A 26,319-nucleotide genomic window follows, 5' to 3' on the forward strand; every position below is an offset into this window, starting at 1 on the left:
ACTCAGATGCATGAATATAATTTTTATTAAATCAATTATATAGAAAAATAAATTATTTGATTATAAAAAAACTTGCAATGCCACAGCTTACATTCAAAGTTTAAATACCTTTGCGTAGGCGATGCCTCACTTTTCAGAGATGAAAGATGACAAAAATCTTCTTTTGGGCGAGGGGTACGTCCTATACCCCCGCCCAACGGCAACATCCATGTCGCCACACGATAGAACAACCATCTATGATTCAAAAGTACAAAAAATGAATTGAATGATGATTTTAAAGCAGATTTGAAAATTATTGATAAAACAAAATTAGATCCATATAAAAAACCTCGCCTAAAGCGAGGTCTTCTATGATTTAAAACTTAAAGCAAGATGTTACGAATATCTGATAACAACTTGGTCAATTTATTGGTGAATCGCGCAGCATCCGCACCATTAATCACACGATGGTCATAAGACAATGACAATGGCAACATCAGTTTTGGATCAAAGCCTGAGCCATTCCATACCGGTTGCATGGTTGCAGGTGAAATACCCAAGATCGCAACTTGCGGCCAGTTCACCAATGGCGTAAATGCAGTACCACCAATTGAACCTAGGCTGGTAATGGTAAAATTTGCACCTTGTAAGTCTTTCGGAGAAAGTTTCTTATCCCGTGCTTTTTTACTTAACTCACCTAATTCAATGGCAATTTGCTTAATCGATTTTTGATCAGGATTACGCAATACTGGAACAGTTAAACCATCTGGTGTCGCCACAGCGATTCCCATATGAATTTCTTTACGCAACAGCACAGACTTTTGATCATCTGCCAAGTGACCCGCAAAATAAGGCTCTTCTTTAAGTAAGAACGCCACCGCTTTTGCAATAAAGGCAAGGATCGTTAAGCTAATACCATCTTGCTTAAATTTCCCTTTTAACTCACCGCGCCAAGCTTCTAATTCAGTAATATCTGCTAAATCAAATTGTGTCACTTGTGGAATGAAATTATTTAATGACAATTGCGGTACAGACACTTGCTGTAAACGCGTCATTGGTGCAATTTCACTACCACCAAATGCACTGAAATCTGGTAATGCAGGCAATCCTGAAGCGGCTGGCGCAGCGGCGGTTTGAGCTACTGCTTGTGGTGCAGTCAATTTGGCTTTAACAAAAGCAAAAACATCATCTTTCATCACACGTGCATGAGGACCAGAGGCCTCGACTTGTGATAAAACCACACCCAGTTCACGCGCAAGCTTACGCACGGCTGGACCAGCATAAACTTTGGCATTTTCAGCTTGTTGTGCTTTAGATAACTTTTCAGTACCCGCTTGAGCAACGGCCACTTCAGCTTTTGGCGCTGATGCTGTCGTTTTCGCGGCTGGTGCTGATGCAGCTTGTGATGCTTGAGCAGCTGGCTTTTCTTGTGGTGCTGGTGCAGTCTGACCCTGTGCTTCAATCGTCACCAAAGCAGTGCCCTGACTCACAGACTGATTCAATTCCACATGGATCGCCGTCACCGTACCTGCAACCGTACTTGGCACTTCTACAGAGGCTTTATCCGACTCAGCGACGCAAAGGCTTTGGTCTTTTTCAACTTGATCGCCTACGCTCACCAAGATTTCAGAAATTGTTGCTTTATCTACACCAAGATCAGGAACAGCAACTTCAACTTTACCCGATTGGGCTGGCGCTGATGCTTCTGGTGCCGCAGCTTGAGTTGGTGTTGCTGACGCTTGTTGAGGCGCTTCAGTAGGTTCTGCCGCCGAAGTCGTTGCAGCGCCTACAGTTTTCACTGTAATCAGTACCACACCTTCTTTAACATTATCGCCTTCTTTGACCACAACACTTTCAACCGTGCCAGCAACTGTACTTGGAACTTCAACTGTTGCTTTATCCGATTCCACTACAACGATGCTGTCATCTACCGCAATTTCGTCGCCCACTTTAACCAAAACTTCGCCGACCAAAGCTTTTTCAACACCAATATCTGGCACTTGAACTTCAACTGTTTGAGATGAAGCTGGCGCAGATGCTGAAGGTGCCACAGGTTCAGCTTTAGCTTCTACAGCAGGTTCAGTTTTTGCAGCTTCTTGAGCAGGTTGTACTGGAGTTTCTGCCTCTGTTGCATCCGCAGATTCAACTTCGATCAACACAGCACCTTCTGAAACTTCATCACCTTCCGTAACAGCAATACTTTTAACCACACCTGCTGAAGTGCTTGGCACTTCAACAGAGGCTTTGTCTGACTCAAGTAGAACGATACTGTCATCAACAGCGATGGTATCCCCTACTTTCACCAAGATTTCTGCAACAGTGGCCTTATCAACGCCAATATCAGGAGTTTTAACTTGCATCATTATTTCTCCTCTGTCACTTCAGTATAAGCAGCAACTTCTTGTACAGATGGGTGCGCTTGCGGTAACCATGCAACTGGACGATCAACATCAAGTTCAAATGAAGAGATTGCATCTTTCACTAAACGTGGATCAACTTCGCCTTCATCAGCAAGTTTTTTCAATGTTGCAACCACAATATGTGCCGCATCTACACCAAAGTAACTACGCAAATTACTGCGTGTATCTGAACGACCATAACCATCTGTACCCAATGTTACATATGGACGGCTATCTGGAAGATAAGCACGGATCTGTTCGCTATAGGCACGCATATGATCTGTTGCTGAAACAACAATACCATCCGTGTCACGTAATTGCTGAGAAACCCAAGACTCTTTACCGTCTTCGAGTGGATGTAGGCGATTGTATTCTTCAACAGCCATACCATCACGTGCCAATTCATTGAAGCTTGTTACGCTCCATACATTGGAATGGATTTGGTATTCATCACGTAAAATTTGCCCAGCTTTAATCACTTCACGCAGAATCACGCCTGAACCCAATAACTGAACTGTGGCTTTTTCATCTTTATTAAACAAGTACATACCACGTTTGATGCCTTCTTCAGCACCTTCAGGCAATGCAGGTTGGTCATAGTTTTCATTCATGAGGGTCAAGTAATAGAACACACGTTCCTGATTCACATACATACGTTGTAAACCATCATGCACAATCACGGCTAACTCATAACCAAAGCAAGGATCATAAGCTACACAGTTTGGAATCGTACCTGCCAAGATATGAGAATGACCATCTTGGTGTTGTAAACCTTCACCATTTAATGTTGTACGACCAGCTGTTGCACCACACAAGAAGCCTTGTGCCTGAGAATCACCCGCTGCCCATGCAATATCCCCAATACGTTGGAAACCAAACATTGAGTAATACATATACATCGGAATCATTGGTAAGTTATTGGTTGAATAACTGGTACCCAATGCTGACCAAGCGCTCATTGCACCTGCTTCATTGATCCCTTCTTGCAACATGTGACCATCTTTTGCTTCACGATAGTTCATGAGCTGTTCTTGGTCTTCTGGGGTATAGTTTTGTCCATGCGCAGCATAGATACCCAACTGACGGAACATGCCTTCTAAACCGAAAGTACGCGCTTCATCAGGTACGATAGGCACAACACGGTCTTTAATGGCTTTTTCTTTTAACAATGCGGCAATCAAACGCACCATAACCATCGTGGTTGATTGTTCTTTACCACCACTGCCTTTAAGCACACCATCAAATACTGAAATCTCAGGAATCGCCAATACTTCACTGTCTTTACGACGTGCAGGTAAATAACCACCTAAAGCTTCACGACGTGCTTTCATATATTTCAATTCAGGTGAGTTTTCACCTGGACGATAGAATGGAAGCTCTTCAAGTTGCTCATCAGAGAATGGCAAATTAAAACGGTCACGTACATATTTCAATGAATCGTGTTGCATTTTCTTGATTTGGTGGGTTTTGTTGACGGCTTCAATTTCGTCAGACAAACCATAACCTTTCACTGTTTTTGCCAAGATTACAGTCGGTTGACCATTACTAGTCATTGCTGCTGCATACGCGGCATATACTTTGTATGGGTCATGACCACCGCGATTCAGATTATCAATATCCTCATCACTTAAGCCTTTCACCAACTCCGCAGCTTCTGGGTATTTACCAAAGAATTTTTCACGGGTATAAGCGCCGCCTTTTACTTGGTAGCGTTGGTATTCACCATCTAGCGTTTCATCCATACGGGCTTTTAAAGCACCTGAGGTGTCTTTGTCCAGTAAAGGATCCCAATGACGACCCCAAACCACTTTAATTACACGCCAGCCTGCACCACGGAACAGTGACTCTAGCTCTTGAATAATTTTACCGTTACCACGTACAGGACCATCTAGACGCTGTAAGTTACAGTTAACCACCCAGATTAAGTTGTCTAATTTTTCGCGACCCGCAAGCGAGATTGCACCTAAGCTTTCTGGCTCATCCATTTCACCATCGCCAAGATACGCCCAAACCTTACGGTTTTCTTCTTTGATCAAACCACGATTCATCAAGTACTTTTGAATATGCGCTTGATAAATTGACATGATTGGACCAAGGCCCATCGAAACGGTTGGGAACTGCCAGTAATCTGGCATTAAGTAAGGATGAGGATAACTTGAAAGCCCCTGACCACCCACTTCACGACGGAAATTACTCAATTGATCTTCAGTCAAACGACCTTCTAAAAATGAACGTGCGTAAATACCTGGTGCACAATGACCTTGGTAATAGATCATGTCGCCACCAAAGCTATCGCTATTGGCACGGAAGAAATGGTTAAAACCGACATCATATAGGGTTGCTGAAGACGCGAAACTTGCCAAGTGACCACCTAAGTCATCACCTGTTTTATTGGCACGTAGAACCATTGCCAAAGCATTCCAACGAATTAATGCTCGAATACGACGCTCCATATCTTGGTCGCCTGGCATCGCTGGAGATTCTTCAACTGGAATGGTATTTAAATAAGGGGTATTTAGACGCTGAATAGGTACATGCTTCGAAATTGCTTGTTGATATAATTTTTCTAATAAAAACGCAGCACGATCCGTACCCATATGCTGGAGCACTGAATCAAAGGCATCTTGCCATTCTTGTGTTTCCTGAGCGTCGCTATCACCATAATACGCCATTTCCCACTTACTCCTTGAATAGTTTTCTATATATTATATGTATCATGTTTTGGGCCTGTTAAGTTATCGTTACAGCCAAATGCAGATTGTAAGGATTATTTAGCAACTAAATAGTTGTTGACTAATTAACACTTAAAATAACAAAAAACCGCCAATAAAGGCGGTTTTTTATACAAAATAATTTTTTATTTGATGATAGTCTGAATACAGTATTTAATTCATCGCGACTACGAATTCAACCATGCATACAGAGCATCAGTCATAAGCTCAACAATCAAATGTTTAGCGTTATGGCAACATGGCTAAGTAAGAAGATGGATTTTTACGTTGACCATCTTTCACTACTTCATAATGCAAATGTGGACCTGTGCAACGACCTGTGCAACCCACGTTGGCAATATGTTCACCAGCCTTCACCTGATCACCTACACGGGCAATTAGACGTGAAGCATGCGCATAACGTGTGATATAGCCATTACCATGGTTAATTTCTACATATTGACCATAACCAGTGCCCCAACCAGACTTGGTCACAATACCAGGACCTGTTGCATAAATTGGTGTACCACTTGGTGCTGAAAGGTCTAAACCAGAATGATGTTCTGCACGACCACCCATTGTACGGCCACCAAAATCAGAGCTTACGCGCTTCATATCTGGAAGCGGATGAGTGACTAACCAAGAATATGGAGAGTTTGCAGTGTAACGAGAAGCAGAGTTTGCGCTAGAACCGTATTTTTTAGCGATACTTGCATTGTTTAACTCGATTGGTGCATCCTGGCTACGTAAAGTAATATTCATCTTTGCTGAAGCAGGAAGATCTAAATCATCTGGATTATAAGAGCCTTGAGATAAAGTCTTGGATAATTGTTCTAAACGATCTGGTGATTGAACCAAGTCTGCAAATGCAGCGGTTGCAGCGGAAGCTGCTAAAGTAAAAGCCAATAAAATACGTCGCGTGTGCATAAAAACCTCTTTAACTGTTCTTAGTCAAGTTTCTTGAGCGATCTCATCCTTGATATCTATCGAAATGAGCGCTTAAGATAAGACATAAATATGTAGGAACCATGTATGTCTGAACCCAAAAACGTCTTTCAACCAACAAGACAACACTTAAAAACAGGAAACTTATCGTTTCTTACAAAGCAAGTTGCCGAATGGCAAAAACTTACTAAATTAATTCAACCGCTACTTCCTCAACCTGAGAATTGGCGAGTTGTCTGTTATCAATACGGTATTTTGACCATCACCGGTGAAAATCAAGCCATGATTAGTCAACTCGGTTATCTTCAAAAACAGTATATTTCTCAATTGTCACAAATCAACGAACTTCGTGATTTACAAAAACTGCAAGTTCGTTTACGTATTCAAAACAGCAATACTGAAACACCCCCACAACGCCATAAAACTGTAAGAAGCATACAACCTGCAACATCTGAAATGTTACAAAATGCCGCTAGTTTTGTGAGCGACCCTAAGCTTAGCCAAGCTTTACTACGTTTGGCAAGCAATAAAAAGTAACCTAATTAGATTAAATTAAGATTAAAACTGGTTAAAATATGACAGATATCACACTTTTTATTGTTACATTATAACACAATGCCTAAAAGACAAAGACTTATGTCACGTTGACAAAATGAATTGGGCACAGCTTCTCGTCATCAAATGTTACAATTTCATAGCTGCTTGGATCGCTTTTAACATTGCGTAAAAGTTGATTATTCAGTGCATGACCCGATTTATAGCCGTCAAATTTGGCAATAATTTGATGCCCAAGTAGGTATAAATCACCGACTGCATCCAAAATTTTATGTCGAACAAACTCATCTGCAAAACGTAGACCTTCTTCATTGACCACGCCAGTATCATCTAAACCAACAGCATTATCTAAGCTCGCACCCAATGCTAAATTATTGGCTTTTAAATAATCGAGATCTTTCATAAAACCAAAAGTACGTGCACCACTGACTTCATAGACAAATGTTTCTGTTGAAAAATCAATGGTCGCCGATTGATATTCTTTTGCAAAGGCAGGATGATCAAAGTCGATAGTAAAATTGATTTGAAAACCATCGTGAGGGGTAAAAATTGCACGCTTATCTTCTATGAGTGCTTCAACAGGTTTAAGAATTCGAATAAATTTTTTCGGTGCGTCTTGTTCTACTAATTCGCCCTGCATGAGTAAATATATAAATGGACCTGCACTACCATCCATAATTGGTATTTCAGAAGCAGACACTTCTATAATCAGGTTATCTATACCCAAGCCAGCGATTGCACTGGTGACATGTTCAATGGTTCCAACCTTGGTTTCATGACTAACCAAATTGGAACACATGAATGCTTCTTGAATCAGCATAGCATCTGCTGGCAGATCGACAGGTGGATTTAAATCGATACGGCGAAATACAATACCCCCGTCCGCCACATGCGGTAAAAAGTTAATCATGACTTTTTGTCCGCTATGTAGTCCGATGCCACTCGCTTTAACGACTCGCTTCAGGGTACGTTGTTTCAACATGCTAATTCGGTCTTCATTCTCAAATCCGCTATACGTTAGCACATTTAGCCATTGATAAAAAACAAAAAAGGTAATGAATCTCACTACCTTTTTCGTTGATATTAATTATTTTTAATAATTATCAATCATTTACGCTGTTGATTTTTCAAATAATCTTGAATACTCATTGGCGTAGAACGACCGCTTGAACTTGGTGCTGCAACAGGTGCACCATCTTCTTGACGTTTATTGATCGCTGGAACGTCATCTTCATCAACCACAGTGTTGTGGCTAGCTTGCTGGCTATATGATTGCGCAACATTGCTGATATGGGTTCTGCGTTTTGCTTCAGTTGCATCACTGGCATTACGTGTTAAACCTGTAGCAATCACAGTGACACGGATTTCATCACGTGCGTCTGGATCAAATACAGTACCAAAGAACACTTCACCTTCTTCAAGGTCAACAATCTGGTTCACAACATCTGTAATCACTTCAGTTTCACGTAAAGTCACATCAGCACCGCCAGTGATGTTAATTAACACCCCTTTGGCATTCATGATATTTACATTATCCAATAAAGGACTACGGATCGCCAAACGTGCAGCTTCTTCAGCACGGTCTGGACCACTACTCTTACCTTCACCCATCATCGCATAACCACGTGTACTCATCGCAGTTTTCAAGTCAGCAAAGTCAAGGTTAATATGACCAGGACGAACAACCAGATCAAAAATACTACGTACCGCATTCAGCAACACGTCATCTGCTTTACGGTAAGCATCTTGCATAGAGATGTCACCATAAACGCTGAGTAAACGTTGGTTCGGTATAATAATTAAAGAATCAACATGTTGTTCTAATGCTTCAATCCCTTTTTCAGCCGAACGTTGACGACGACGACCTTCAAAGTTAAATGGCGTTGTCACCACACCTACAGTAAGAATACCCATTTCTTGAGCAATCTCAGCAACAACTGGTGCAGCACCTGTACCTGTACCACCGCCCATTCCAGCAGTCACAAATACCATATCCGCACCTTCAAGGTGTTGACGGATTTGCTCACGGCTTTCTTCAGCAGCAATTTGACCTACATCTGGATTAGCACCAGCACCCAAACCGCGTGTGCTTTGCTCACCAAGTTGCATTTTAAAAGGGGCATTCATGCGATCAAGGGCTTGCTTGTCTGTATTTGCACAAACAAATTTCACACCTTTAATGTCAGATTGCACCATGTGTTGTACAGCATTACCACCGCCGCCACCAACACCAAACACAGTAAAACGGGCTTGACCGTTGTTATCGGTTTGTCCATCGTCTAAAAATTCAAATGAGGCCATGACCTTTAGATTTCCTAATATAATTTGGCAGTCACTTAAGCCCGTATACTGCCTTGATCTTCAATAATAAAAATTGTTTTTAGGATGCTGTTCATTGCAGAGCTTGTCAAGTATTGGACAGAACACTTACAACTTCCTAACAATATTCCCCAAAAAACCACACCTAAAAAATACCTTTTAATTTGTTATTTAAGGCATTCCAACCATTCACAATCCGATCAAAGAATGGTCTTCCACCTTGAACTTCAGGTTCTTCAATCGCCTCTTGCATGTCACTTTGACTAAACAAAAGTAACCCTGCTGCTGTAGCATACATTGAACGACGTAAAGATGGTAAATTCTGATCATCGGTCACCACTTGTAACGGTGGATTGCCTAAGTGTGCAGAGATACCCAACATACGACGAGCCAATGTCACCATGCCTTCAATCTGGCAAACATCACCTGTCAGTACGACACCATGATACAAACTTTGTAGTGCACTACGTTGTTCTAATTCGTATCGTACTTTACCCAAGATATCTTCATAACGTGCGATAATAATTTCCGTCAACTCAATACGACTAATGGTTTGTGGGCCATCAATTGCCTCAAACTGAATCATATGATCCGGTTTAACTTGGTGAATATCAACACAACCATGCAGTAGCTTAATCCGTTCAGCTTCTTCGGTTGTGGTTTGCAACACTGTTGCAATATCACGTGTGACATTTTCACCACCACATTGAATGGTATGGGCTAATGCCAAATGCCCTTCAATATAGACTGCAATATTGGTCGTTCCAGCACCAATATCGAGCAAACAAACGCCATATTCCTTTTCATCTTTCAGCAAACTGCCTTCTGCAGTTGCTAAACAAGATACCACCATTTTTTCAACTGAAATATTGGCGCCTTTCATTGCACGATCCAAGTTCTGCATAGTACTGATTGGCATCATCATCAATTGATAATGGGCTGTCATACTATTGGCAGATAAATTGATTGGGTTCTGTACCCACTCACTTGAATCATCCAGCTCAAAACCTAAAGGCACTGCACTTGCCAAGTAATGATCGGCTGTCATATGACTAGCTTTAGCAAGCTCTAATGCACGCACCACTTCAGTTGTCGTAATGGTATGTTCTGAATTTGAAATCGGCGTACGACCAATCGCATAATGGCTTTGTAATTCGGTGCTTGGAATAGAAACCCAAGCTGAATGAATACGACACTCAGCCATATCTTCAGCTTCTTGAACGGCTTGTTTAATTGCATTTGTGACTTTATCAAGGCTCACAATTTTGCCTTTATTCATTCCTTTATTGCGTGCGCTTGCCATGCCAATAACCTGAATATTATCAGGGGCATGTACTTTACCAATCAGTACTGAAACTTTATGTGTCCCAATGTCAATTGCAACAACTGAGGGAACAGCTTCATTCATCACTTTGCTACCATTATCTTCATTGTTTATGTTTGGCTATATGCCTCTTTTTCAAGCCACGTATTATGGCTGTGCAACCATCCCACCTGCAACGCTTATGTCATTACTGGTTACAACAAACTGACCATTCACAATTTTTGGTGAAATAGAATTTCTCCATTGAATTGCCAAACCATTTCGGTAGCGCAAATCAATGGCGGAAATATTCGACCAAGTAGGTTTCAAATCAGTTTGTGCCAAGTGACTTAAACGTTGTAGCTTACTCATGGTTTGATCTTGATCTACGATCACCCGTAGTCCCGAATCAAACTGCATAAACCAAGTCATACGTTCAGTGAGATAAAGCTCTTTTAAACGTAAGTTGACTGGGTGAAATAATTGATTAATTTCATTATAGCGACGCATCATCACTTTGGATTGGCTGAGCGGCCCATGAAGCAATGGCAGGTTTGAATAATTCTTCGCCACCGCTTCTGTATAGACATCTCCAGCATCACTCAGTAATCGCCCAGTTCCCCAACGAGCGATTGCATGACGTGGCATAATCCGCACGCGAATACCATTTGGCCATGCCCGTGAAACCACAACACGATCCACCCATGATACTTCTAGTGCTTTATCTCGAATCTGTTCTAAATCCGAGGTGAAATAATTATTTTTAACAACAGGCGCCAAATGTTGTGTAATCGCTTGTGACTCTACCGATGAGGTGGTACCTACCACTTGAAGTGTGGCCACCCGAGCATCGGTAATCACCTTATACAGACCATAGATTCCTGCAAATAGCACAGCAATAGCAATGACCATAAGCAACCAGCTTCCCACGTTGAGAAGCTTTTCCTGACGTGTTGGCGGCTTATCGTGTATTGATGTAATTGCCGCACGTTTGCGACGCATCGAAGCAGGAAGTTGAGCCATAAACTTAGTGTGCTTGTTCCGTGAGCGTTTGCGCTAAAATCGCAACACACAATTCATCAAAGCTATAACCCACAGCTTTTGCAGCTTTAGGCACAAGTGAGTGACTGGTCATGCCAGGCACTGTATTCACTTCTAACAACCAAAAATGACCTTGTTCATCTAACATCGCATCAATCCGTCCCCAACCACTGGCACCGACTGCTTGGAAAGCACGTAAACACAATTCTTGTAAGTTCTTTTCTTCTGACTCGCTTAAACCACATGGAATACCATACTCCACGTCATTACGGTTATATTTTGCCTCATAGTCATAGAATGCAACATCAGCAGGCGGTTGCAAACGAATCACAGGTAATGGCAAACCATTGAGGAAAGAAATAGTGTATTCACGCCCCGTGATCCATTTTTCAGCCATCACCACAGCATCATGTACTGTAGCTTTTTCAATTGCAGCAGCAAGCTCTTCAGCTTTTTCAACCTTGCTCATACCAACACTAGAACCTTCATGTACAGGCTTAATGATTAATGGTAAGCCAAGGCTTTCAATCACTTCAGTTAAATCAGAATCTTTGGAAATAATACGATACGGTGCAGTCGGTAAATCTGAACCTTGCCAGATTTGTTTGGTCTTAACTTTGTCCATCCCAATCGCTGAACCCTGAACCCCTGTACCTGTATACGGTACATTCATCCATTCTAACGCGCCTTGGATTTGACCATCTTCACCACCACGACCATGCAATACAATAAATGCGCGATCATAGCCCACAAGTTCCGTCACACTACGCTCTTGTGGATCGAAGCCTTCAGCATTCACCCCCGAACGTAATAATGCTTCTAAAACAGCTTTACCACTATCTAATGACACCTCACGCTCAGCAGATTTCCCACCAAGCAATACCGCTACTTTGCCGAATTTAGAAGCATTTGACACGTTTAAATCCTTAAACTTATAAGTTAGTCAATTTAATTTCTAGGCTTTATTCAAATCCAAATTTAAACAAAGCCAAATCAATTATTTTAAATACAGTTGGTTTTGAGCCAATTCTACAGAAATTGCTCCCACGTTACCCGCACCTTGTGTTAATAACAAGTCATTCGCTTGTAACACTTTTTGTATCGCGTTCTGCAAATTGCCTTCCACTGGGTCAATCAAGATCGGTTCAACTTCGCCACGCAGACGAATACTCCGCGCCAAAGAACGACTATCTGCACCAACAATCGGTTTCTCACCTGCAGAATATACTTCTAACAACAACAATTGATCGACTTGTGACAACACATCTACAAAATCATCAAAACAGTCACGAGTACGACTATAACGATGTGGCTGGAACATCATCACCAAACGACGATCTGGATGGCTGGCACGTGCAGCTTTAATCGTCGCTTCAACTTCTTTCGGATGATGCCCATAATCATCTACAAGTTTTACAGTGCCTTCATCCAACTCAAACTCACCTTGAACTTGGAAACGGCGACCTACACCACTAAAGCTTTCTAAGGCACGTGCGATCGCAGCATCAGAAACACCTTCATCTGTTGCAATACCAATCGCAGCCAGTGCATTTAGAATATTATGCAAACCCGGAAGATTAATGGTTAAACGTAATGGTTCACGACCTTTACGCAATACCGTAAAGCTTGACTGCATACCAACTTGTTCAACATCAATTGCTCGAATATCATTGTCTTCATTAAAACCATAGGTCAGCACTGGGCGACCAATACGTGGCATGATTTCACGAATATTGGCATCATCACCACAAACTACAGCCAAGCCATAGAACGGCATTTTCTGTAAGAATTTGATAAAGGTGTCTTTAAGTACATCAAAACTACCGCCATAGGTATCCATATGATCTGCATCAATATTGGTAACAATGGCCGCCATAGGCTCTAGATGTAAAAATGATGCATCTGATTCGTCTGCTTCTGCGACAATAAAACGACTAGCACCCAACGCTGCATTAACACCGGTACGGTTTAACAGGCCACCGATCACATAAGTTGGATCCATGTTCTCTTCTGCCAACATGCAGGTCACTAAACTGGTTGTGGTGGTTTTACCATGGGTTCCTGCAACCGCGATACCATGACGATAACGCATCAATTCACCCAACATTTCTGCACGGCGCACTACGGGTATACGATTTTCAATTGCTGCTTTTACTTCTAAATTTTCAGGGTCAATTGCAGTAGAAACAACCAGTACATTTGCACCTTTGATATTGTCTGCAGTATGTCCAATAAAAACTTTAATGCCGTTTTCTTCAAGTTGAACTGTTGTTTTTGATGCCTTAATGTCAGAACCAGAAACCTTATAGCCTTGGTTTTTCAATACTTCTGCAATACCACACATCCCAGCGCCACCGATACCCACAAAATGGATATGTTTAATACGGCGCATCTCTGGAATTTTAATTAGGTTTTTTGCTTTATCAGCAGGGCTTGTTGGAGACATAATCAACTCTAACTTACAAATCTTGAATTAAACCAACCACACGTTGTGTTGCATCTGGTTGAGCTTGTTGACGAGCTTTTACCGCCATTTCCATCAGTAATTGGCGGTTCATCAACGGTGTTAGTAAATCCTTTAACGAATCTGGAGTCATGCTCTGCTGCGGACAGATTTTCGCAGCACCTGTTTTCTCCAAAAATCTTGCATTGGCAGTTTGGTGATCATCTACCGCACTTGGTAATGGCACAAATACAGCCGCCACACCAGCAGTCGCCACTTCAGTGACCGTTAATGCGCCTGCACGACAAATAATTAAATCTGCGTTGCTATAGGCCAGTGCCATATCTTCAATAAATTGCTGAACCTCAACCTGTATATTTGCAGGTGCATCCGCATATAAAGCCTGTGTGGTGTCTTGTTTATTTTGCCCACACTGATGAAATACTTTTAATGGAACATCAAATTGTTTTAAGGCTTGAGGTACACATTCATTCAGAGCTTGCGCACCCAAAGAACCACCGACAATTAAAATATGTAAGGGTTCAGCCGCATTTTCGCGTTCTTTATAACGAAAAGAAGGATTATAAATTGCGGTAATTTCTGCCCGTACAGGATTACCTGTTGTCACAATTTTTTCACTTTTCGGAAAAGTATCTGGAAATGCTTCGCAGACTTTTTTAGCAATTCTTGAAAGCTGGGTATTGGTAAAGCCTGCCACTGCATTTTGTTCATGAATAATCACAGGAATACCCAACAAACGTGCAGCCAAACCACCTGGTCCCGCAACATACCCCCCAAAACCAGCCACTGCATCGACATTGAGCTGTTTCATATAGCGCATTGCGCTCAAGGTTGCTTTTAAAATTTTAAAGGGTGCAGCTAATTTACGTACAATACCATTGCCACGTACACCTTGAATATCAATTTGATAGATTGGAATATCATGTTGTTTTAAAAGTCGATTTTCCATACCTGTCGGAGTCGCCAACCAAGACACTTGGCTGCCTTGTTGTTGCAATTCTTTTGCAACTGCCAGTGCAGGGAATACATGTCCACCTGTACCTGCCGCCATCATCATGATGTGTTTCGGTGTGCTTTGCTGGGGTTCGGTCACGGTCTAATTCTTCAATGCAAAAATAAATATTTAACGAATATCTTAAACAACCAATTGTAATCACAATCCGCTATGGGGAAAAGTTTATTTACTTTTTTTCACCAAGCCTTTCATTGTTTTTTTCTACTGATTTGAAAGTTTAAACTACTTTTATCATTAATCTGTTAAAAAAAGTGGAATTAAACGTTATTTTTTTATATTTCTCGATGATTTATCATTTTTATAGCCAATCGACAGCAAAAAAATAGAGCCGCGAACGACTCTATTTTTTAGTTGAGATTTAGAATGCAGTATCCCAGCTTAAATTAAACTGACTGACCTGCTTCTAGTACATTAAACAAATCATCTGCAATTGAAGTACCAAATTGATCATCAATTTCACGAATACAGGTTGGACTGGTGACATTGATTTCAGTGACATAATTTCCAATTACATCTAATCCCACAAAAACCAAACCTTTGGCTTTTAAGAATGGTCCAACTTTGGCGGCAATGGCTTTGTCATTTTCAGTCAATGGACGAGCTTCACCCAAACCGCCTGCTGCCAAATTCCCACGCACCTCACCATTTTGAGGAATACGAGCCAAGCAATAAGGTACAGGCTCACCATTAATCAGCAAAATACGTTTATCACCATCTACAATTTCAGGGATATAGCGTTGTGCCATAATCGGTTGTGTGCCATTTTCAGTTAAAATTTCAATGGTTGAACCAATATTGACGCCATCTTGATATAAACGGAAGATCCCCATTCCACCCATACCATCCAGTGGCTTAACAATAACGTCACCATGTTCTTTTAAGAATTCACGAATCAGACTTTGCTGTGAAGTCACTAAAGTGGGTACTTGTAGATCTGGAAATTGGGTCGCAAATAGTTTTTCATTACAGTCACGCAAACTTTGTGGTTTATTAATAATCCACACCCCTTCACGCTCTGCCTGTTCCAAAATATAAGTGGTATAAACAAAGTTCATGTCAAAAGGCGGATCTTTACGCATCAACACCACATCATACGTTGCAAGCGACTCTTTGGCTTTTTCACCTAACTCATAGTAGTGATCATAATCTTCAAAAACCTGAAGCGGTGAAATCAAACCAAATGCTTTGCCTTGGTCAATATATAAGTCTTGTTGTAATGCATAGCCTAACTCATGCCCTCGACGTGCAGCAGCCCATAACATTGCCATTGTTGAGTCTTTTTTCAGGTTTACACTTTCGATGGGATCCATCACAACAAGTACGCGCATATTGATGCTCTTATAAAATTTTGGATTGAATGCAGTATAGCGGAGAATCTGGTGTACTTTTTCGAAATTTCGCTAAACTCTTAGCAATTATTGTGAATATGATGATCGAAATGCAACAAGCCATTGTGGGATTTCATTTGGATGAGGAGCAACATTATGTTGCTGAACTTGCGTGTGGGCATCAACAACATGTACGTCATCTTCCGCCTTGGCAGAATCGTCCGTGGGTGTTGACAGAACAAGGACGGCAGGAAAAAATAGGCATGTTTTTAGCGTGTAAAACGTGTGATCTTCAACAAAATAGTTTATAAGTTGAATTAGTTTCTATTCGTCAATAAAAAGAGTTATTCAATGTCGAATCAACCTGACTCAGAGATTAAAAATTACTATAACAAACTTGCGCACGACTACGATAACAACCGTTTTAACAACAGTTATGGGCAATATTTAGACCAACAAGAGCGTGCTTTTCTCAAGCATATTCTCAGTAAAACAGCACCTACACATTGTATGGATATCGGTTGTGGTACAGGTCGTTTACTCGATTATGCCGATTACGGTGTAGATTTCAGCCCTGAAATGCTGAAAGTCGCTAGAGAAAAATATCCGCATAAAATCTTGCTTGAAGGCTCTCTGACTGAAATTCCAATCGAAAACCATCAGCTCGATGTCATTTATAGCTTTCATGTGATCATGCATCAAGACCATACAACCACAGAACAGTTTCTGAATGAGGCGCAGCAAAAATTAAAAACCAATGGCAAGCTTATTTTTGATTTCCCCTCCGCCAAACGTCGACAAGCTGTAAAGCATCAACAACAAAGCTGGCATGCTGCTCATCAAATGACATTGGTAGAGATTGAAAAGCTGCTTGGCCCTCAATGGAAACTGGTTGAAAGTCAGGGCTTTTTATTTTTCCCTATCCATCGTATTCCAACGATTTTACGCCCACTGTTTAGAAGCCTAGACAGCTTGATGTGCCGTTCATTTTTAAAAGAATATGCATCATACTTGGTTGTGGTTTTAGAAAAACAACCGTCAGTAAACAATTAGAATAAGCAGGTGGAATATGCGGCAATATTTACCCAAATCATGGAAACTGCTTTATCAGTTATTACGCAGGTATTGTCGTGAACACCTTTTCTCGAAGCTACAGTTTGCCTTAAAACATCAAACACTGTGGCAATCAGACCAGCAAATTTCAACCCAACAAAGCATCAAGATAAATCATTATTTTGAAAATAAAACCCATAACATTGATCTTGCGATTCAGAGCATAAACGGTTTGGTCATTGAGCCAAATCAAATCTTTTCATTTTGGCATTTGGTAACAGCCCCGACGTTAAACAATGGCTTTAAAACAGGGCGTAATCTGGTCAATGGAAAAATTTCAGAAGATCTGGGTGGTGGGATCTGTCAAATTTCTTGCTTGCTCTATATCAATGCGTTAAAAGCGGGATTGACCATCACAGAACGACATTCACATTCGATTGATATTTATCAGGAACATGAGCGCTTTACCCCTTTAGGCAGTGATGCAACTGTGGTGTATGGCTATAAGGACTTACAGTTTCAAAATTGTTTAGATCAGGCACTACAAATTCAAATTTTCAGACAGCATGACCAACTGGTCGCCAAGTTGGTTGCTCAGCAGTATTTAAAGGAATATGCACTCAAATTTATTGTTGAAGATTCTAAAACCCATCGAATTGTACGCACCTTGCAAGATCAAAAACAGATTGAGCAAAGTATCTACTTGCTCAATTCACATACTGATTAAGCTTATTTTTCTTGAAATTGTTGTTGGCTATTTTCTATCAGGTATTGATGTGCAGTCCGTGGATCACGCGGTAAGGCCAGTTTGACACGACAGCCCAACTCGATATCATCTTTTTCAAACACAATGATTTCAGCATCTAGCTCGATCGGGCGACCAATTTCAAAATCGGTTTGATCTAAACTTTCTCCCAATAAGTCTGCATATTTCTTTTCTAAGTGCCCAATAGTTAAATCTTGAATCATGACTTTAATCGAGTATTGTTGTCTCGAACATTCAGGTTCACGTTGAATACGTGATTTCTTGATATAACTGTTCTCAGATGCTCTTAACATCAATTCATTGATTAATTTTTTCTGGGCGTGCACGTTGATATTTAAAACCAGCTCAAACTGTTCTAAACCTTTCCATTGAAATGGATATTGCCGAAAAAACATATCCCGCTCAAATTGGTAACGTTGCCAACGTCGTTGATCGATATGTTTGACCAGCATAATGCCAAGTACAGCAACCACGACGATTATCAATAGAATGAACATTTAAAATGGCACCTAATCCTTTATAGTCCATAAAAATAAGGAGCTTATGCTCCTTATCTTATCCTTTTTTTTAACTTATATACCATATTTCACACGGTAAGCTTCCATTTTTGCTAAAGCATCTTGCTCGCCTTTAGCATCTAGATAATCCATTAAGTCTTTCATGCTAATTAAAGCATGCACTGGAATCTCAAGTTCTTGTTGAACTTCTTGGATGGCAGACAGTTGGCCTTGCCCTTTTTCTTGACGATCTAGCGCAACCAATACGCCTGCAATTGTCGCACCTGCATTTTTAAGAATTGTGACAACTTCACGAATTGCGGTACCCGCTGTAATCACGTCATCAATAATCCAGACTTTTTTACCTTCTACTGAAGCACCGACCAATACACCGCCTTCACCATGGTCTTTGGCTTCTTTACGGTTAAAGCCCCAAGGCACACTTACACCATGTACTTGTGACAAAGCCACAGCTGTTGCTGCAACAAAAGGAATTCCTTTATATGCAGGTCCAAAGATCACTTCAACGTTGTTACATTGTGTTAATTTATCTGCATAACCTTGAGCTAAAAGCGATAATGCTTCACCATCGTTGAGTAAACCTGCATTAAAAAAATAAGGGCTCACACGGCCTGATTTTAAAGTAAACTCACCAAATTTAAGCACACCACGTGATAATGCGAGTTCGATAAAAGCTTGCGGGTTAAACTGAGCTGGCGTTGACATGAGGTGCTCCAAAATTCATACATTGAGGTTATGACTGCGCATGATACCAAAGAGTAGCTATCCAAGTGATCAAAAAATTTTAAGAGTTGTCTCAATTAACGTAAATGGCTTACGTTCATCCGTCACTAAAGGCCTACTTGAATGGATGGAAAAGTCAGATGCAGACGTGATCTGTATCCAAGAAAGCCGTATTACACATGAACAATGGACCGATAAATTTAAACCCGAAGGTTGGTTTACCCATCTGTTTCCTGCGGAAAAATCAGGCTATGCAGGTACAGCGATTTACAGTCGCTTGCCGTTTAAATCGATCCAGAATGGTTTGGGTTTTGAACTTGCCGATAGCCAAGGTCGTTTTATTAGCGCAGAATTTGATGTCGGTTTAGCCAAGCCTGTGCATATCTGTTCACTGTATTTACCTTCAGGTTCATCAGGTGATGAAGCACAAGCCCGTAAAGATCACTTCTTAGAAGAATATCGAAAAATTTTAAAACAATGGCGCGATGAAGATAAGTCGATCATTGTATGTGGCGATTACAATATTGTGCATAAACGAATCGATATTAAAAACTGGTCAGGCAACCAAAAATCTTCAGGTTGTTTACCGCATGAACGTGCTTGGTTAGACCATATTTATGACGAACTGGGCTATGTCGATACATTTCGTGAAGTACGTAAAGAAGCTGAAGTATATTCTTGGTGGTCCAATCGTGGACAAGCGCGTGCTAAAAATGTCGGTTGGCGAATTGATTATCAAGCATGCTCACCTGACTGGAAAGATCGCACAGTCAATGCTTGGGTCTATAAAGATGAATGGTATAGCGACCATGCCCCTGTGATTATTGATTATCAAATTTAAACAGCCCTATGCTCAATTTTTAAATAAAAATTGAGCATTTTTGTGAACAAGTGTTCACTGATTACAAGGAAATAACTTACAAATTTTGTCGTGTTATCTTATATTTTCTTCATATCAACAAGCGCATTATACACGCACGGCACAGGGACATTGTCAGGATGACAGCAAAAGGATAGGACGCCGTAGGAAGAAAAGGAAATAAGTATTTTGAATATTTATTTTTCAAGGATGTGACATTGGACGTTGTAATGAGACCCGCATAATCAGGATGATTAGATGCGGGTTTTCTCTTTTTTTAATTTCAAATTTTTTTAGTTTCATTTTTTATTTTTAAAATTTAAATCATTTAGTCAGCCAGTCTGCTGCTCGCTTCAATAAAATATTAAGCGCAAATTGTTAAATTCTGATGACAGCAATCATGCCTTTTAAAATATTTTATCTATTCTTATACTGTACATATTGGCAATTTTGCTACTCTTTCTGTCAAATCAAACAATTGAATATTAGGTTAAGACATGTTGAAAATTTATGGAATCAAAAATTGTAACTCCATGAAAAAAGCTTTTGATTTACTGACTGAACTTGGCTTGAGTTATGAGTTTCATGATTATAAAAAACAAGGCATAGATGCAGAGACGGTTAAACAATGGCTCGATCATATTGGGCAAGATCTTGTGCTCAATAAAAAAGGCACAACGTGGAAAAAACTCAGTGAACAAGAACAGCAACTAGCTTTGTCGAGTGAACAAGCACTGATTCAAGCGCTTACCACACACACCAGTTTAATCAAACGCCCTGTGATTGATCAAAATGGCCAATATGTAATTGGTTTTGATGAAGATAAAATTAAAGCTTTAAAACTTACAACATAAAAATAATCGAGCAACAAAAAGCCTGATCAATAGATCAGGCTTTTTGTTGCAGTGAATCAATCTGCTTAGTTTGCACGCACCCAAGTTTGGTTGCGACCTAAAGCAGAAATACCCATATAACCACGTAACTTTAACTGATTACCAGCAAGTTCACCTTTGAGTTTATAGGTCTTGCCATTTTTAGGATCTAGAATCGTACCATTGTCATAGTTTTTACCACCGACATTTTTTAAACCATTGACAATCGTCACGCCTTTCAATGATTTATTGTGGTAAGGGCCTTCACATTTGGTACAAGTATTTTCCTCACCTGGTGTTAAAATACTTTGAATTGTTGCCGTCAATGTTCCATTTTTTTGTTCAGTGAATTTCACAATTGCTTTTGGCTGTTTCGTTGTGTCATCAATTGTTTTCCAAACTGTTCCATTGAGTGGATCCGCAGCATTTGCAAGAACTGTTGCTGATAATAAGCCTAATGCAAGTACAATTTTTTTCATTGTTTTGTTTTCCCTAGTCTAATTGACACTTTATAGTATCAAAAATTTACGTCGATTTAGCAATTCTTGAATGTGACTATATAGTGTACCCTTGTAACAAATGTTGATAAATCAACAAAAATAAAGTCAAAAGTTTAACAATATGGAAGGAACATGAAGATTAACCCAGCTCTGAAACAATATCTTACAGAATCTATTCTTAAATCTAGCTTCAAATTTCCAAGTCGTTTCAATCTTCCCCCGGCAACTGCACGTTTTGGAATAGAACAACTTGCACGTGTTTTTCCACAACGTAAAGATGTACAGATCCGTTCTTTGCGCATTGCGGGGATTCGGGCAGAAGAAATTAAACCGCAAGCGCATGCGACTCAAATGATTTTTCATATTCATGGTGGAGCGTTTTTTGTCGGTTCTATCAAAACCCATCGGGCTTTTTTATCTGAAGTTGCTGCACGTACACAAATGCAAGTTTTACATGTCGATTACCCGCTCGCACCTGAAAGTAAATTCCCTGAAGCAAGTGATGCGATTTATGATATTTATCAGCAACTTTTAGATCAAGGCGTGCTAGCGAAAGACATTATTGTGTCAGGTGATTCTTGTGGAGCGAATCTGGCTTTGACACTCGCATTACGAATCAAAGAAGAAAATAAGCAACAACTCCCTAGCGCTTTAATCCTAATGTCACCCTTCTTAGACCTGACCTTAACAGGCGAGTCTTTACGCTATAATCAGAAGCATGATGCTTTACTGTCAATCGAAGCACTTGAATCTGGTATTGATTTTTACGTACCGAAAAACATGGATCGTTCTTTACCCCCACTTTCGCCTATTTTCGGAGATTTTGCAGGGTTGCCTCCAACCTTGGTTCAAATTGGTTCTAAAGAAATTCTTTTGTCAGATGCGCAACGTTTCGAAGAAAAAGCCAAAGCTGCTGGTGTCCAAGTCAATTACAAGCTATATACGGGAATGTGGCATAATTTCCAAATGTTTAGCCCATGGTTTGATGAAGCAAAACAATCTTTAGCAGATATTGCTGAATTTGCTCATAAAATTGACAAAGATTGATCCCAGTGTTGACCAAATAATGAACAACAGATGATTTTAAAAACCAAACTGTTGTTCATCTTTAAAAATAAAATAATCAATTTAAAAAATGAGCATTCACTAGAATAATAACCATACAATTCATTGAAACTATATTGCTTGTCAGATTTATGTTTAGTGCTTTTTCAAATTTCAACAGACTCTTAACCTATACTACAAAATTAATCACATTTTTTTAAATTATGTATATATCCTTCAATTATTTACTTCAACTTTAGTTTGAGTTTAAGTCAATAAATTGCTACATTCTAGGCATCAACAATAAAAATCCAAGTGTGGATGGATTAGATTATGCGTAATAAAATTTATTCCGAAAAACGACGTAAAATTCATTCATTATTCAATCAAGTATTGAAACACTCATTTATTGCCAAATTAATATATAAAAACCAACTGAGTAACAGTTTGGAAATCGACCCACATACAGGTATTTATAATCAGTTTGCAATTAATACCTATTTAAAAGAGTTACATCCTCAGACTGATTCTAACTTTGGTATCATTTTGCTTAGTGTTGATAACTTGTGTGAAATCAAGAACAAATACAATCTAAAAATTGCACATAAAGCTTTAGCGGCTATAGCCCAAGAGTTATTACAAAATATCCGTGAAACTGACCTTGTTGGCCGCTATAGCGAATCTGAATTTATTTTAATTCTCAGTGATGTCACTCAGGATCAAGCACGTCATATCGCAGATCGTCTATCACGTTTAATTAATCATTATGATTTAAAGATCAACAACAAAGTCATTCCACTTCAAACAAGTTGTGGTGCATCTGTTTCTAAACATGACAGCATGAGTAATGCAGTGTTACAACAAGCAGATCAAGCATTATATATTGCGAAAACCAATCGTAAACCTTGTTATTCGGGCACAGGTGTTTTGTCTTAAAACATCTGTATATTTAAAAATTAATTACACCACTATTTACTTTATATTAATAATAAAATACCTGTTTATTAACAAATAAATGATAACAATTCTTTGTTTTAATAAATTTTAATCACTATAATTTAAAAAATTATTAATCAGTACTTAATGAATTACAGCTTGAAAAACCCTGGAATAATTATGAATGAAGGTATCGAATATAAGACTTAATCCTTACTGGCAAAAGCTGAAACAACAATTAGATTCAAATATCATTATGAATTGGAGCAGTTTACATAAATGTATCTTGATTCTGTTCCTGACTGTTGCCCTTCATTTATCATGGATTGTATGGAAAATTTTTATCCTGTTAAATCCAGAAACTTGGCAATGGGTCAATATCTCCTTGATTCGTTCACAACTTGTGGTCAATGCTGGCTCAACCCTACTGCTTTTTTTTCTGATTGCATTTTGTTATTTCTTTCAAAATAAAAAATGGGCGAACACTATCCTCCCCCATATTGTCATCAGTATTTTTATTCTTTTAATGCTTGCTGATGGTTTCCTCGTTGGTATCTATAGTCCAGCTACTGTTTTTGCATTTGTTTGTATTTCTGGTGTGGGTTTAATCTTATTCAATAGAAAAATTATTTATCTGCAAATTAGCACTGCACTGTTGTTCTATATTTCAATGATGCTTTGTACTTATTGGCGCATCATTCCGTATGCCCCAATTTTTAATACACATATATTAGAAAATAATCGGCATGATAACCCGTTCTGGGTAGGTACAATGCTATATTTTATTATTCCTATTTTAATTGTATGTTTGATTTTATGTGAGATTTTACTGTCTCAGTGGCGACATAGAGAGTCATTAATCAAAAAACTCAGTGAAATTGACCCACTGACCAATTTATATAATCGTCGTTTTTTTAATGAAAAGCTTGATGATATCCAAAATAAGCAAACCGAATATGCCATTATCTTGATTGATATTGATCATTTTAAAGAAATCAATGACTTATATGGACATCATTTTGGTGATGAAGCATTGTGTCAAGTTGCCAAATTATTATCATCTCACATTCGTCAGTCGGATATTGTGGCTCGTTATGGCGGTGAAGAATTTATTATTGCCTTACCTGAAACCTCTTTAAACATTGCTCAAGCACTTGCTGAACGCTGTCGATTGGCGATTCAAAACCAAGTGCTTGAATCCCTTGATCATCATTATGTTCAGCTGACCGCCAGTTTTGGTATTGCCACCTCCAGTGACGATGACAATATTAGTAAAATTATTCATCTGGCAGACAAAGCGCTATATCGGGCGAAACAGTCTGGGCGCAATCAAGTACAGCTCTACCGCGCTCAAATCAATGAAATAGCTTAGCAGTATTCAATAGATTAAACCTGACTGCGATATTGCTCTTCACATGCTACAAATCGAAATTCTGCTTGCGCTTCTGCTATCCATTGCTTTACAGCAGGGACGGCTAATATCTTGTCGATATAACGTTGACTGTTTGCTGATACTGCAATGCCATAACCCATAAACCGCATCACAACTGGCGCATAAAAAGCATCGACAATAGTAAACTCATCACCACATAAAAAACTGTCAGGGTGTGGTCGCTCCGACCATAATTGTTCAATCCGTTTTACATCTTGCTGTAGTTTTAAATTTTCCTGCCAAAGCTGTGCACCAATATGCTTTAAATCAGCATCTAAATTCATATCACAACAACTACGCAAAGCCATAAAACTACTGTGCATTTCAGCGGACATCGATCTTGCGCGTGCACGTTGTTTTACATCTTGAGGCCACAATTGTTTTTCAGGAAACTTTTCTGCCAGATATTCACAAATCGCCAAAGAATCCCAAACTAAAAAGCCATCGTCTACTAAAGCTGGGACTTTGCCAGTTGGGTTTATTTTTAAAATACTTTGTTTAAATTGGCTGTCGAGGTCAAAGTGATCAAAAGGGATTAGGTGCTCTGTAAATGAAATATTAAAATGCTGAATCACTAACCAAGGACGCATTGACCAAGTCGAGTAATTTTTATCACCAATAAACAGTTCTAACATTTTAATACTCCTGTGTTTATTGCTTATTTTGAACTCAGCATACACAAGATAAGACTATTCTAAAAGCATTTAAAAAAATGCTCGCTTTGGAAACAAATCAAGGAGTAGATCGACTACTCCTTGACGATGTATCAGACTGAATTGATTAGAATAAGAATGCCACACCTAAACCAGCTTTATAACTACGGTCTCGCCCTTCCAAATCCACACCCACACTTCCATCAAGTTGGGTACGCTCATTAACCGCATAGATCAAACCAGAGCCTAGACCATACTTATAGTTTTGGCTTTCTGTTTTTGAATAGACAAACTCAGAGAACCCTGAAAGATTACCTGCAATTTTATAACCGACAGTAGGTACAGCGGTCACTGACCAATGACCATCTTGCACAGCATAGTTCATGGTGATTCCAGTATTGACCAAATCGTTATACTGATAATCTAATGATGTGCCGATGCTATAAATATCATCTTCTTCACTAAAACCATCATTGCCCGTTGCAATCAAAGCTTGAGCCAAAATCGCCATGGATAATTTATCATCTTTTAAGTCGATGGCTTTTTTAATCCCAATAGAAACATCACCTAAGCCAGAGTCATCCTCTTTAATGCCTTTGTACTTGGTTTGTGTCCAAGCTGGACCCTGCCAGCCTAACTGTAACTCCATACTAGAGGTTAAACCGGTACGGAGCAGCATATCGCCATTGAGGGTTACAGTTTTTGCTTTTGCGCCATCTACTTTAGTTTCTGTATAGGTCGCACTTGGTAGACCTTGCTCCCAAGCCAATTGACCCACTGGCGTGATTCCTGTTCCAAAACCTGTTCCAGGACGATCAAAAGAAAATTCTGCTGCCATTGCGCTTATACTTAGACTCGAAGCAAGGGCTAATGTGATTCTATTTAAAATTGCCATATGAAGACT

25 protein-coding genes are annotated in these 26,319 nt (G+C 39.7%); 9 read left to right on the top strand and 16 right to left on the bottom strand.

Features of this window, described 5'->3' with window-relative positions; translation table 11 throughout:
• Positions 1–362 precede the first annotated feature (362 nt).
• From FY049_RS15545 to FY049_RS15555, 3 genes are all read right to left on the bottom strand, one after another.
• Positions 363–2,339 carry a 2-oxo acid dehydrogenase subunit E2 gene (locus tag FY049_RS15545; protein WP_446084004.1) on the bottom strand — a complete coding sequence of 659 codons (1,977 nt, stop codon included), beginning with the start codon at positions 2,337–2,339 and terminating at the stop codon, positions 363–365.
• Positions 2,340–2,341: 2 nt separating this feature from the next.
• Entirely contained in the window at positions 2,342–5,050 is a 2,709-nt protein-coding gene (aceE, locus tag FY049_RS15550; RefSeq protein ID WP_004818397.1) for a pyruvate dehydrogenase (acetyl-transferring), homodimeric type, read from the bottom strand.
• A 288-nt stretch (positions 5,051–5,338) separates the two neighbouring features.
• On the bottom strand, positions 5,339–6,016 hold the full coding sequence (locus FY049_RS15555; protein ID WP_004718614.1) for a M23 family metallopeptidase: 678 nt from the start codon (positions 6,014–6,016) through the stop codon (positions 5,339–5,341).
• A 105-nt stretch (positions 6,017–6,121) separates the two neighbouring features.
• Here FY049_RS15555 and FY049_RS15560 point away from each other — a divergent pair, with 105 nt between their 5' ends.
• On the top strand, positions 6,122–6,571 hold the full coding sequence (locus FY049_RS15560; RefSeq protein ID WP_419262403.1) for a DUF721 domain-containing protein: 450 nt from the start codon (positions 6,122–6,124) through the stop codon (positions 6,569–6,571).
• Between the two features lie 97 nt (positions 6,572–6,668).
• On the opposite strand, the gene lpxC is transcribed toward FY049_RS15560, so the two are convergent.
• From lpxC to gshB, 8 genes are all read right to left on the bottom strand, one after another.
• Positions 6,669–7,571 carry a UDP-3-O-acyl-N-acetylglucosamine deacetylase gene (lpxC, locus tag FY049_RS15565; protein ID WP_016539103.1) on the bottom strand — a complete coding sequence of 301 codons (903 nt, stop codon included), beginning with the start codon at positions 7,569–7,571 and terminating at the stop codon, positions 6,669–6,671.
• Between the two features lie 125 nt (positions 7,572–7,696).
• Positions 7,697–8,890 (bottom strand): cell division protein FtsZ, encoded by a 1,194-nt coding sequence (gene ftsZ, locus FY049_RS15570; RefSeq protein ID WP_004718620.1) that lies wholly within the window; start codon positions 8,888–8,890, stop codon positions 7,697–7,699.
• 163 nt (positions 8,891–9,053) lie between these two features.
• On the bottom strand, positions 9,054–10,316 hold the full coding sequence (ftsA, locus tag FY049_RS15575; protein WP_004718623.1) for a cell division protein FtsA: 1,263 nt from the start codon (positions 10,314–10,316) through the stop codon (positions 9,054–9,056).
• Positions 10,317–10,379: 63 nt separating this feature from the next.
• Positions 10,380–11,234, bottom strand: coding sequence for a cell division protein FtsQ/DivIB (locus FY049_RS15580; protein WP_004718624.1), 855 nt, complete (start codon positions 11,232–11,234; stop codon positions 10,380–10,382).
• Positions 11,235–11,238: 4 nt separating this feature from the next.
• Positions 11,239–12,168, bottom strand: a complete 930-nt coding sequence (locus FY049_RS15585) for a D-alanine--D-alanine ligase (protein WP_056517162.1) — start codon at positions 12,166–12,168, stop codon at positions 11,239–11,241.
• A gap of 81 nt (positions 12,169–12,249) precedes the next feature.
• A complete protein-coding gene (gene murC / locus FY049_RS15590; protein WP_056517161.1) occupies positions 12,250–13,698 on the bottom strand; it encodes a UDP-N-acetylmuramate--L-alanine ligase in 1,449 nt (482 codons plus the stop codon).
• Positions 13,699–13,711: 13 nt separating this feature from the next.
• Positions 13,712–14,809: an undecaprenyldiphospho-muramoylpentapeptide beta-N-acetylglucosaminyltransferase gene (gene murG / locus FY049_RS15595; RefSeq protein ID WP_151956710.1), complete on the bottom strand. Its 1,098-nt coding sequence runs from the start codon at positions 14,807–14,809 to the stop codon at positions 13,712–13,714.
• 305 nt (positions 14,810–15,114) lie between these two features.
• Positions 15,115–16,059, bottom strand: coding sequence for a glutathione synthase (gshB, locus tag FY049_RS15600; protein WP_004718633.1), 945 nt, complete (start codon positions 16,057–16,059; stop codon positions 15,115–15,117).
• 110 nt (positions 16,060–16,169) lie between these two features.
• On the opposite strand from gshB, the gene FY049_RS15605 reads away from it, so the two are divergent.
• From FY049_RS15605 to FY049_RS15615, 3 genes are read left to right on the top strand one after another with little or no spacing between them, the layout of a single operon-like run.
• Positions 16,170–16,370: a DUF3565 domain-containing protein gene (locus FY049_RS15605; RefSeq protein ID WP_035371612.1), complete on the top strand. Its 201-nt coding sequence runs from the start codon at positions 16,170–16,172 to the stop codon at positions 16,368–16,370.
• A gap of 40 nt (positions 16,371–16,410) precedes the next feature.
• Positions 16,411–17,112 carry a class I SAM-dependent methyltransferase gene (locus FY049_RS15610; protein WP_446083984.1) on the top strand — a complete coding sequence of 234 codons (702 nt, stop codon included), beginning with the start codon at positions 16,411–16,413 and terminating at the stop codon, positions 17,110–17,112.
• Positions 17,113–17,128: 16 nt separating this feature from the next.
• A complete protein-coding gene (locus tag FY049_RS15615) occupies positions 17,129–17,839 on the top strand; it encodes a VanW family protein (RefSeq protein WP_004718639.1) in 711 nt (236 codons plus the stop codon).
• 2 nt (positions 17,840–17,841) lie between these two features.
• Here the strand turns inward: FY049_RS15615 and FY049_RS15620 are convergent, their stop codons facing one another.
• Positions 17,842–18,375 (bottom strand): hypothetical protein, encoded by a 534-nt coding sequence (locus FY049_RS15620; protein ID WP_004718640.1) that lies wholly within the window; start codon positions 18,373–18,375, stop codon positions 17,842–17,844.
• Between the two features lie 75 nt (positions 18,376–18,450).
• Positions 18,451–19,101: an orotate phosphoribosyltransferase gene (gene pyrE, locus FY049_RS15625; protein ID WP_004718641.1), complete on the bottom strand. Its 651-nt coding sequence runs from the start codon at positions 19,099–19,101 to the stop codon at positions 18,451–18,453.
• Positions 19,102–19,141: 40 nt separating this feature from the next.
• Between pyrE and FY049_RS15630 the strand changes: the two genes are divergently transcribed.
• Together FY049_RS15630 and FY049_RS15635 are read left to right on the top strand one after the other, a co-directional pair.
• Positions 19,142–19,960: an exodeoxyribonuclease III gene (locus FY049_RS15630; protein WP_004718642.1), complete on the top strand. Its 819-nt coding sequence runs from the start codon at positions 19,142–19,144 to the stop codon at positions 19,958–19,960.
• Between the two features lie 515 nt (positions 19,961–20,475).
• Entirely contained in the window at positions 20,476–20,832 is a 357-nt protein-coding gene (locus FY049_RS15635) for a Spx/MgsR family RNA polymerase-binding regulatory protein (protein ID WP_004718643.1), read from the top strand.
• A gap of 65 nt (positions 20,833–20,897) precedes the next feature.
• Here FY049_RS15635 and FY049_RS15640 read toward each other — a convergent pair whose 3' ends face one another.
• Complete coding sequence (locus FY049_RS15640; RefSeq protein WP_004718644.1) at positions 20,898–21,329, bottom strand: DUF2147 domain-containing protein; 432 nt, start codon at positions 21,327–21,329, stop codon at positions 20,898–20,900.
• Between the two features lie 153 nt (positions 21,330–21,482).
• Here FY049_RS15640 and FY049_RS15645 point away from each other — a divergent pair, with 153 nt between their 5' ends.
• The 3 genes from FY049_RS15645 to FY049_RS15655 all read left to right on the top strand — a co-directional run bounded on the left by FY049_RS15645 (position 21,483) and on the right by FY049_RS15655 (position 24,702).
• A complete protein-coding gene (locus FY049_RS15645) occupies positions 21,483–22,397 on the top strand; it encodes an alpha/beta hydrolase (RefSeq protein WP_333665455.1) in 915 nt (304 codons plus the stop codon).
• A 330-nt stretch (positions 22,398–22,727) separates the two neighbouring features.
• On the top strand, positions 22,728–23,330 hold the full coding sequence (locus FY049_RS15650; protein WP_004718646.1) for a GGDEF domain-containing protein: 603 nt from the start codon (positions 22,728–22,730) through the stop codon (positions 23,328–23,330).
• Between the two features lie 184 nt (positions 23,331–23,514).
• Positions 23,515–24,702, top strand: coding sequence for a GGDEF domain-containing protein (locus FY049_RS15655; protein WP_234623415.1), 1,188 nt, complete (start codon positions 23,515–23,517; stop codon positions 24,700–24,702).
• A 14-nt stretch (positions 24,703–24,716) separates the two neighbouring features.
• On the opposite strand, the gene FY049_RS15660 is transcribed toward FY049_RS15655, so the two are convergent.
• Complete coding sequence (locus FY049_RS15660; RefSeq protein WP_224964553.1) at positions 24,717–25,397, bottom strand: glutathione S-transferase family protein; 681 nt, start codon at positions 25,395–25,397, stop codon at positions 24,717–24,719.
• A gap of 145 nt (positions 25,398–25,542) precedes the next feature.
• The gene (locus tag FY049_RS15665) at positions 25,543–26,310 is read right to left on the bottom strand and encodes a transporter (RefSeq protein WP_151957497.1); all 768 of its coding nucleotides are present in this window, start codon (positions 26,308–26,310) and stop codon (positions 25,543–25,545) included.
• Positions 26,311–26,319 lie beyond the last annotated feature (9 nt).

The sequence above is a fragment of the Acinetobacter sp. 1125_18A genome (assembly GCF_052824985.1).

Coding starts and splice junctions, on each gene's coding strand:
- FY049_RS15545 (WP_446084004.1), bottom strand. CDS start 2,339: ATGCAAGTTAAAACTCCTGATATTGGCGTTGATAAGGCCACTGTTGCA.
- aceE (WP_004818397.1), bottom strand. CDS start 5,050: ATGGCGTATTATGGTGATAGCGACGCTCAGGAAACACAAGAATGGCAA.
- FY049_RS15555 (WP_004718614.1), bottom strand. CDS start 6,016: ATGCACACGCGACGTATTTTATTGGCTTTTACTTTAGCAGCTTCCGCT.
- FY049_RS15560 (WP_419262403.1), top strand. CDS start 6,122: ATGTCTGAACCCAAAAACGTCTTTCAACCAACAAGACAACACTTAAAA.
- lpxC (WP_016539103.1), bottom strand. CDS start 7,571: ATGTTGAAACAACGTACCCTGAAGCGAGTCGTTAAAGCGAGTGGCATC.
- ftsZ (WP_004718620.1), bottom strand. CDS start 8,890: ATGGCCTCATTTGAATTTTTAGACGATGGACAAACCGATAACAACGGT.
- ftsA (WP_004718623.1), bottom strand. CDS start 10,316: ATGAATGAAGCTGTTCCCTCAGTTGTTGCAATTGACATTGGGACACAT.
- FY049_RS15580 (WP_004718624.1), bottom strand. CDS start 11,234: ATGGCTCAACTTCCTGCTTCGATGCGTCGCAAACGTGCGGCAATTACA.
- murC (WP_056517161.1), bottom strand. CDS start 13,698: ATGTCTCCAACAAGCCCTGCTGATAAAGCAAAAAACCTAATTAAAATT.
- gshB (WP_004718633.1), bottom strand. CDS start 16,059: ATGCGCGTACTTGTTGTGATGGATCCCATCGAAAGTGTAAACCTGAAA.
- FY049_RS15605 (WP_035371612.1), top strand. CDS start 16,170: ATGCAACAAGCCATTGTGGGATTTCATTTGGATGAGGAGCAACATTAT.
- FY049_RS15610 (WP_446083984.1), top strand. CDS start 16,411: ATGTCGAATCAACCTGACTCAGAGATTAAAAATTACTATAACAAACTT.
- FY049_RS15615 (WP_004718639.1), top strand. CDS start 17,129: ATGCGGCAATATTTACCCAAATCATGGAAACTGCTTTATCAGTTATTA.
- FY049_RS15620 (WP_004718640.1), bottom strand. CDS start 18,375: ATGTTCATTCTATTGATAATCGTCGTGGTTGCTGTACTTGGCATTATG.
- pyrE (WP_004718641.1), bottom strand. CDS start 19,101: ATGTCAACGCCAGCTCAGTTTAACCCGCAAGCTTTTATCGAACTCGCA.
- FY049_RS15630 (WP_004718642.1), top strand. CDS start 19,142: ATGATACCAAAGAGTAGCTATCCAAGTGATCAAAAAATTTTAAGAGTT.
- FY049_RS15635 (WP_004718643.1), top strand. CDS start 20,476: ATGTTGAAAATTTATGGAATCAAAAATTGTAACTCCATGAAAAAAGCT.
- FY049_RS15640 (WP_004718644.1), bottom strand. CDS start 21,329: ATGAAAAAAATTGTACTTGCATTAGGCTTATTATCAGCAACAGTTCTT.
- FY049_RS15645 (WP_333665455.1), top strand. CDS start 21,483: ATGAAGATTAACCCAGCTCTGAAACAATATCTTACAGAATCTATTCTT.
- FY049_RS15650 (WP_004718646.1), top strand. CDS start 22,728: ATGCGTAATAAAATTTATTCCGAAAAACGACGTAAAATTCATTCATTA.
- FY049_RS15655 (WP_234623415.1), top strand. CDS start 23,515: ATGAAGGTATCGAATATAAGACTTAATCCTTACTGGCAAAAGCTGAAA.
- FY049_RS15660 (WP_224964553.1), bottom strand. CDS start 25,397: ATGTTAGAACTGTTTATTGGTGATAAAAATTACTCGACTTGGTCAATG.
- FY049_RS15665 (WP_151957497.1), bottom strand. CDS start 26,310: ATGGCAATTTTAAATAGAATCACATTAGCCCTTGCTTCGAGTCTAAGT.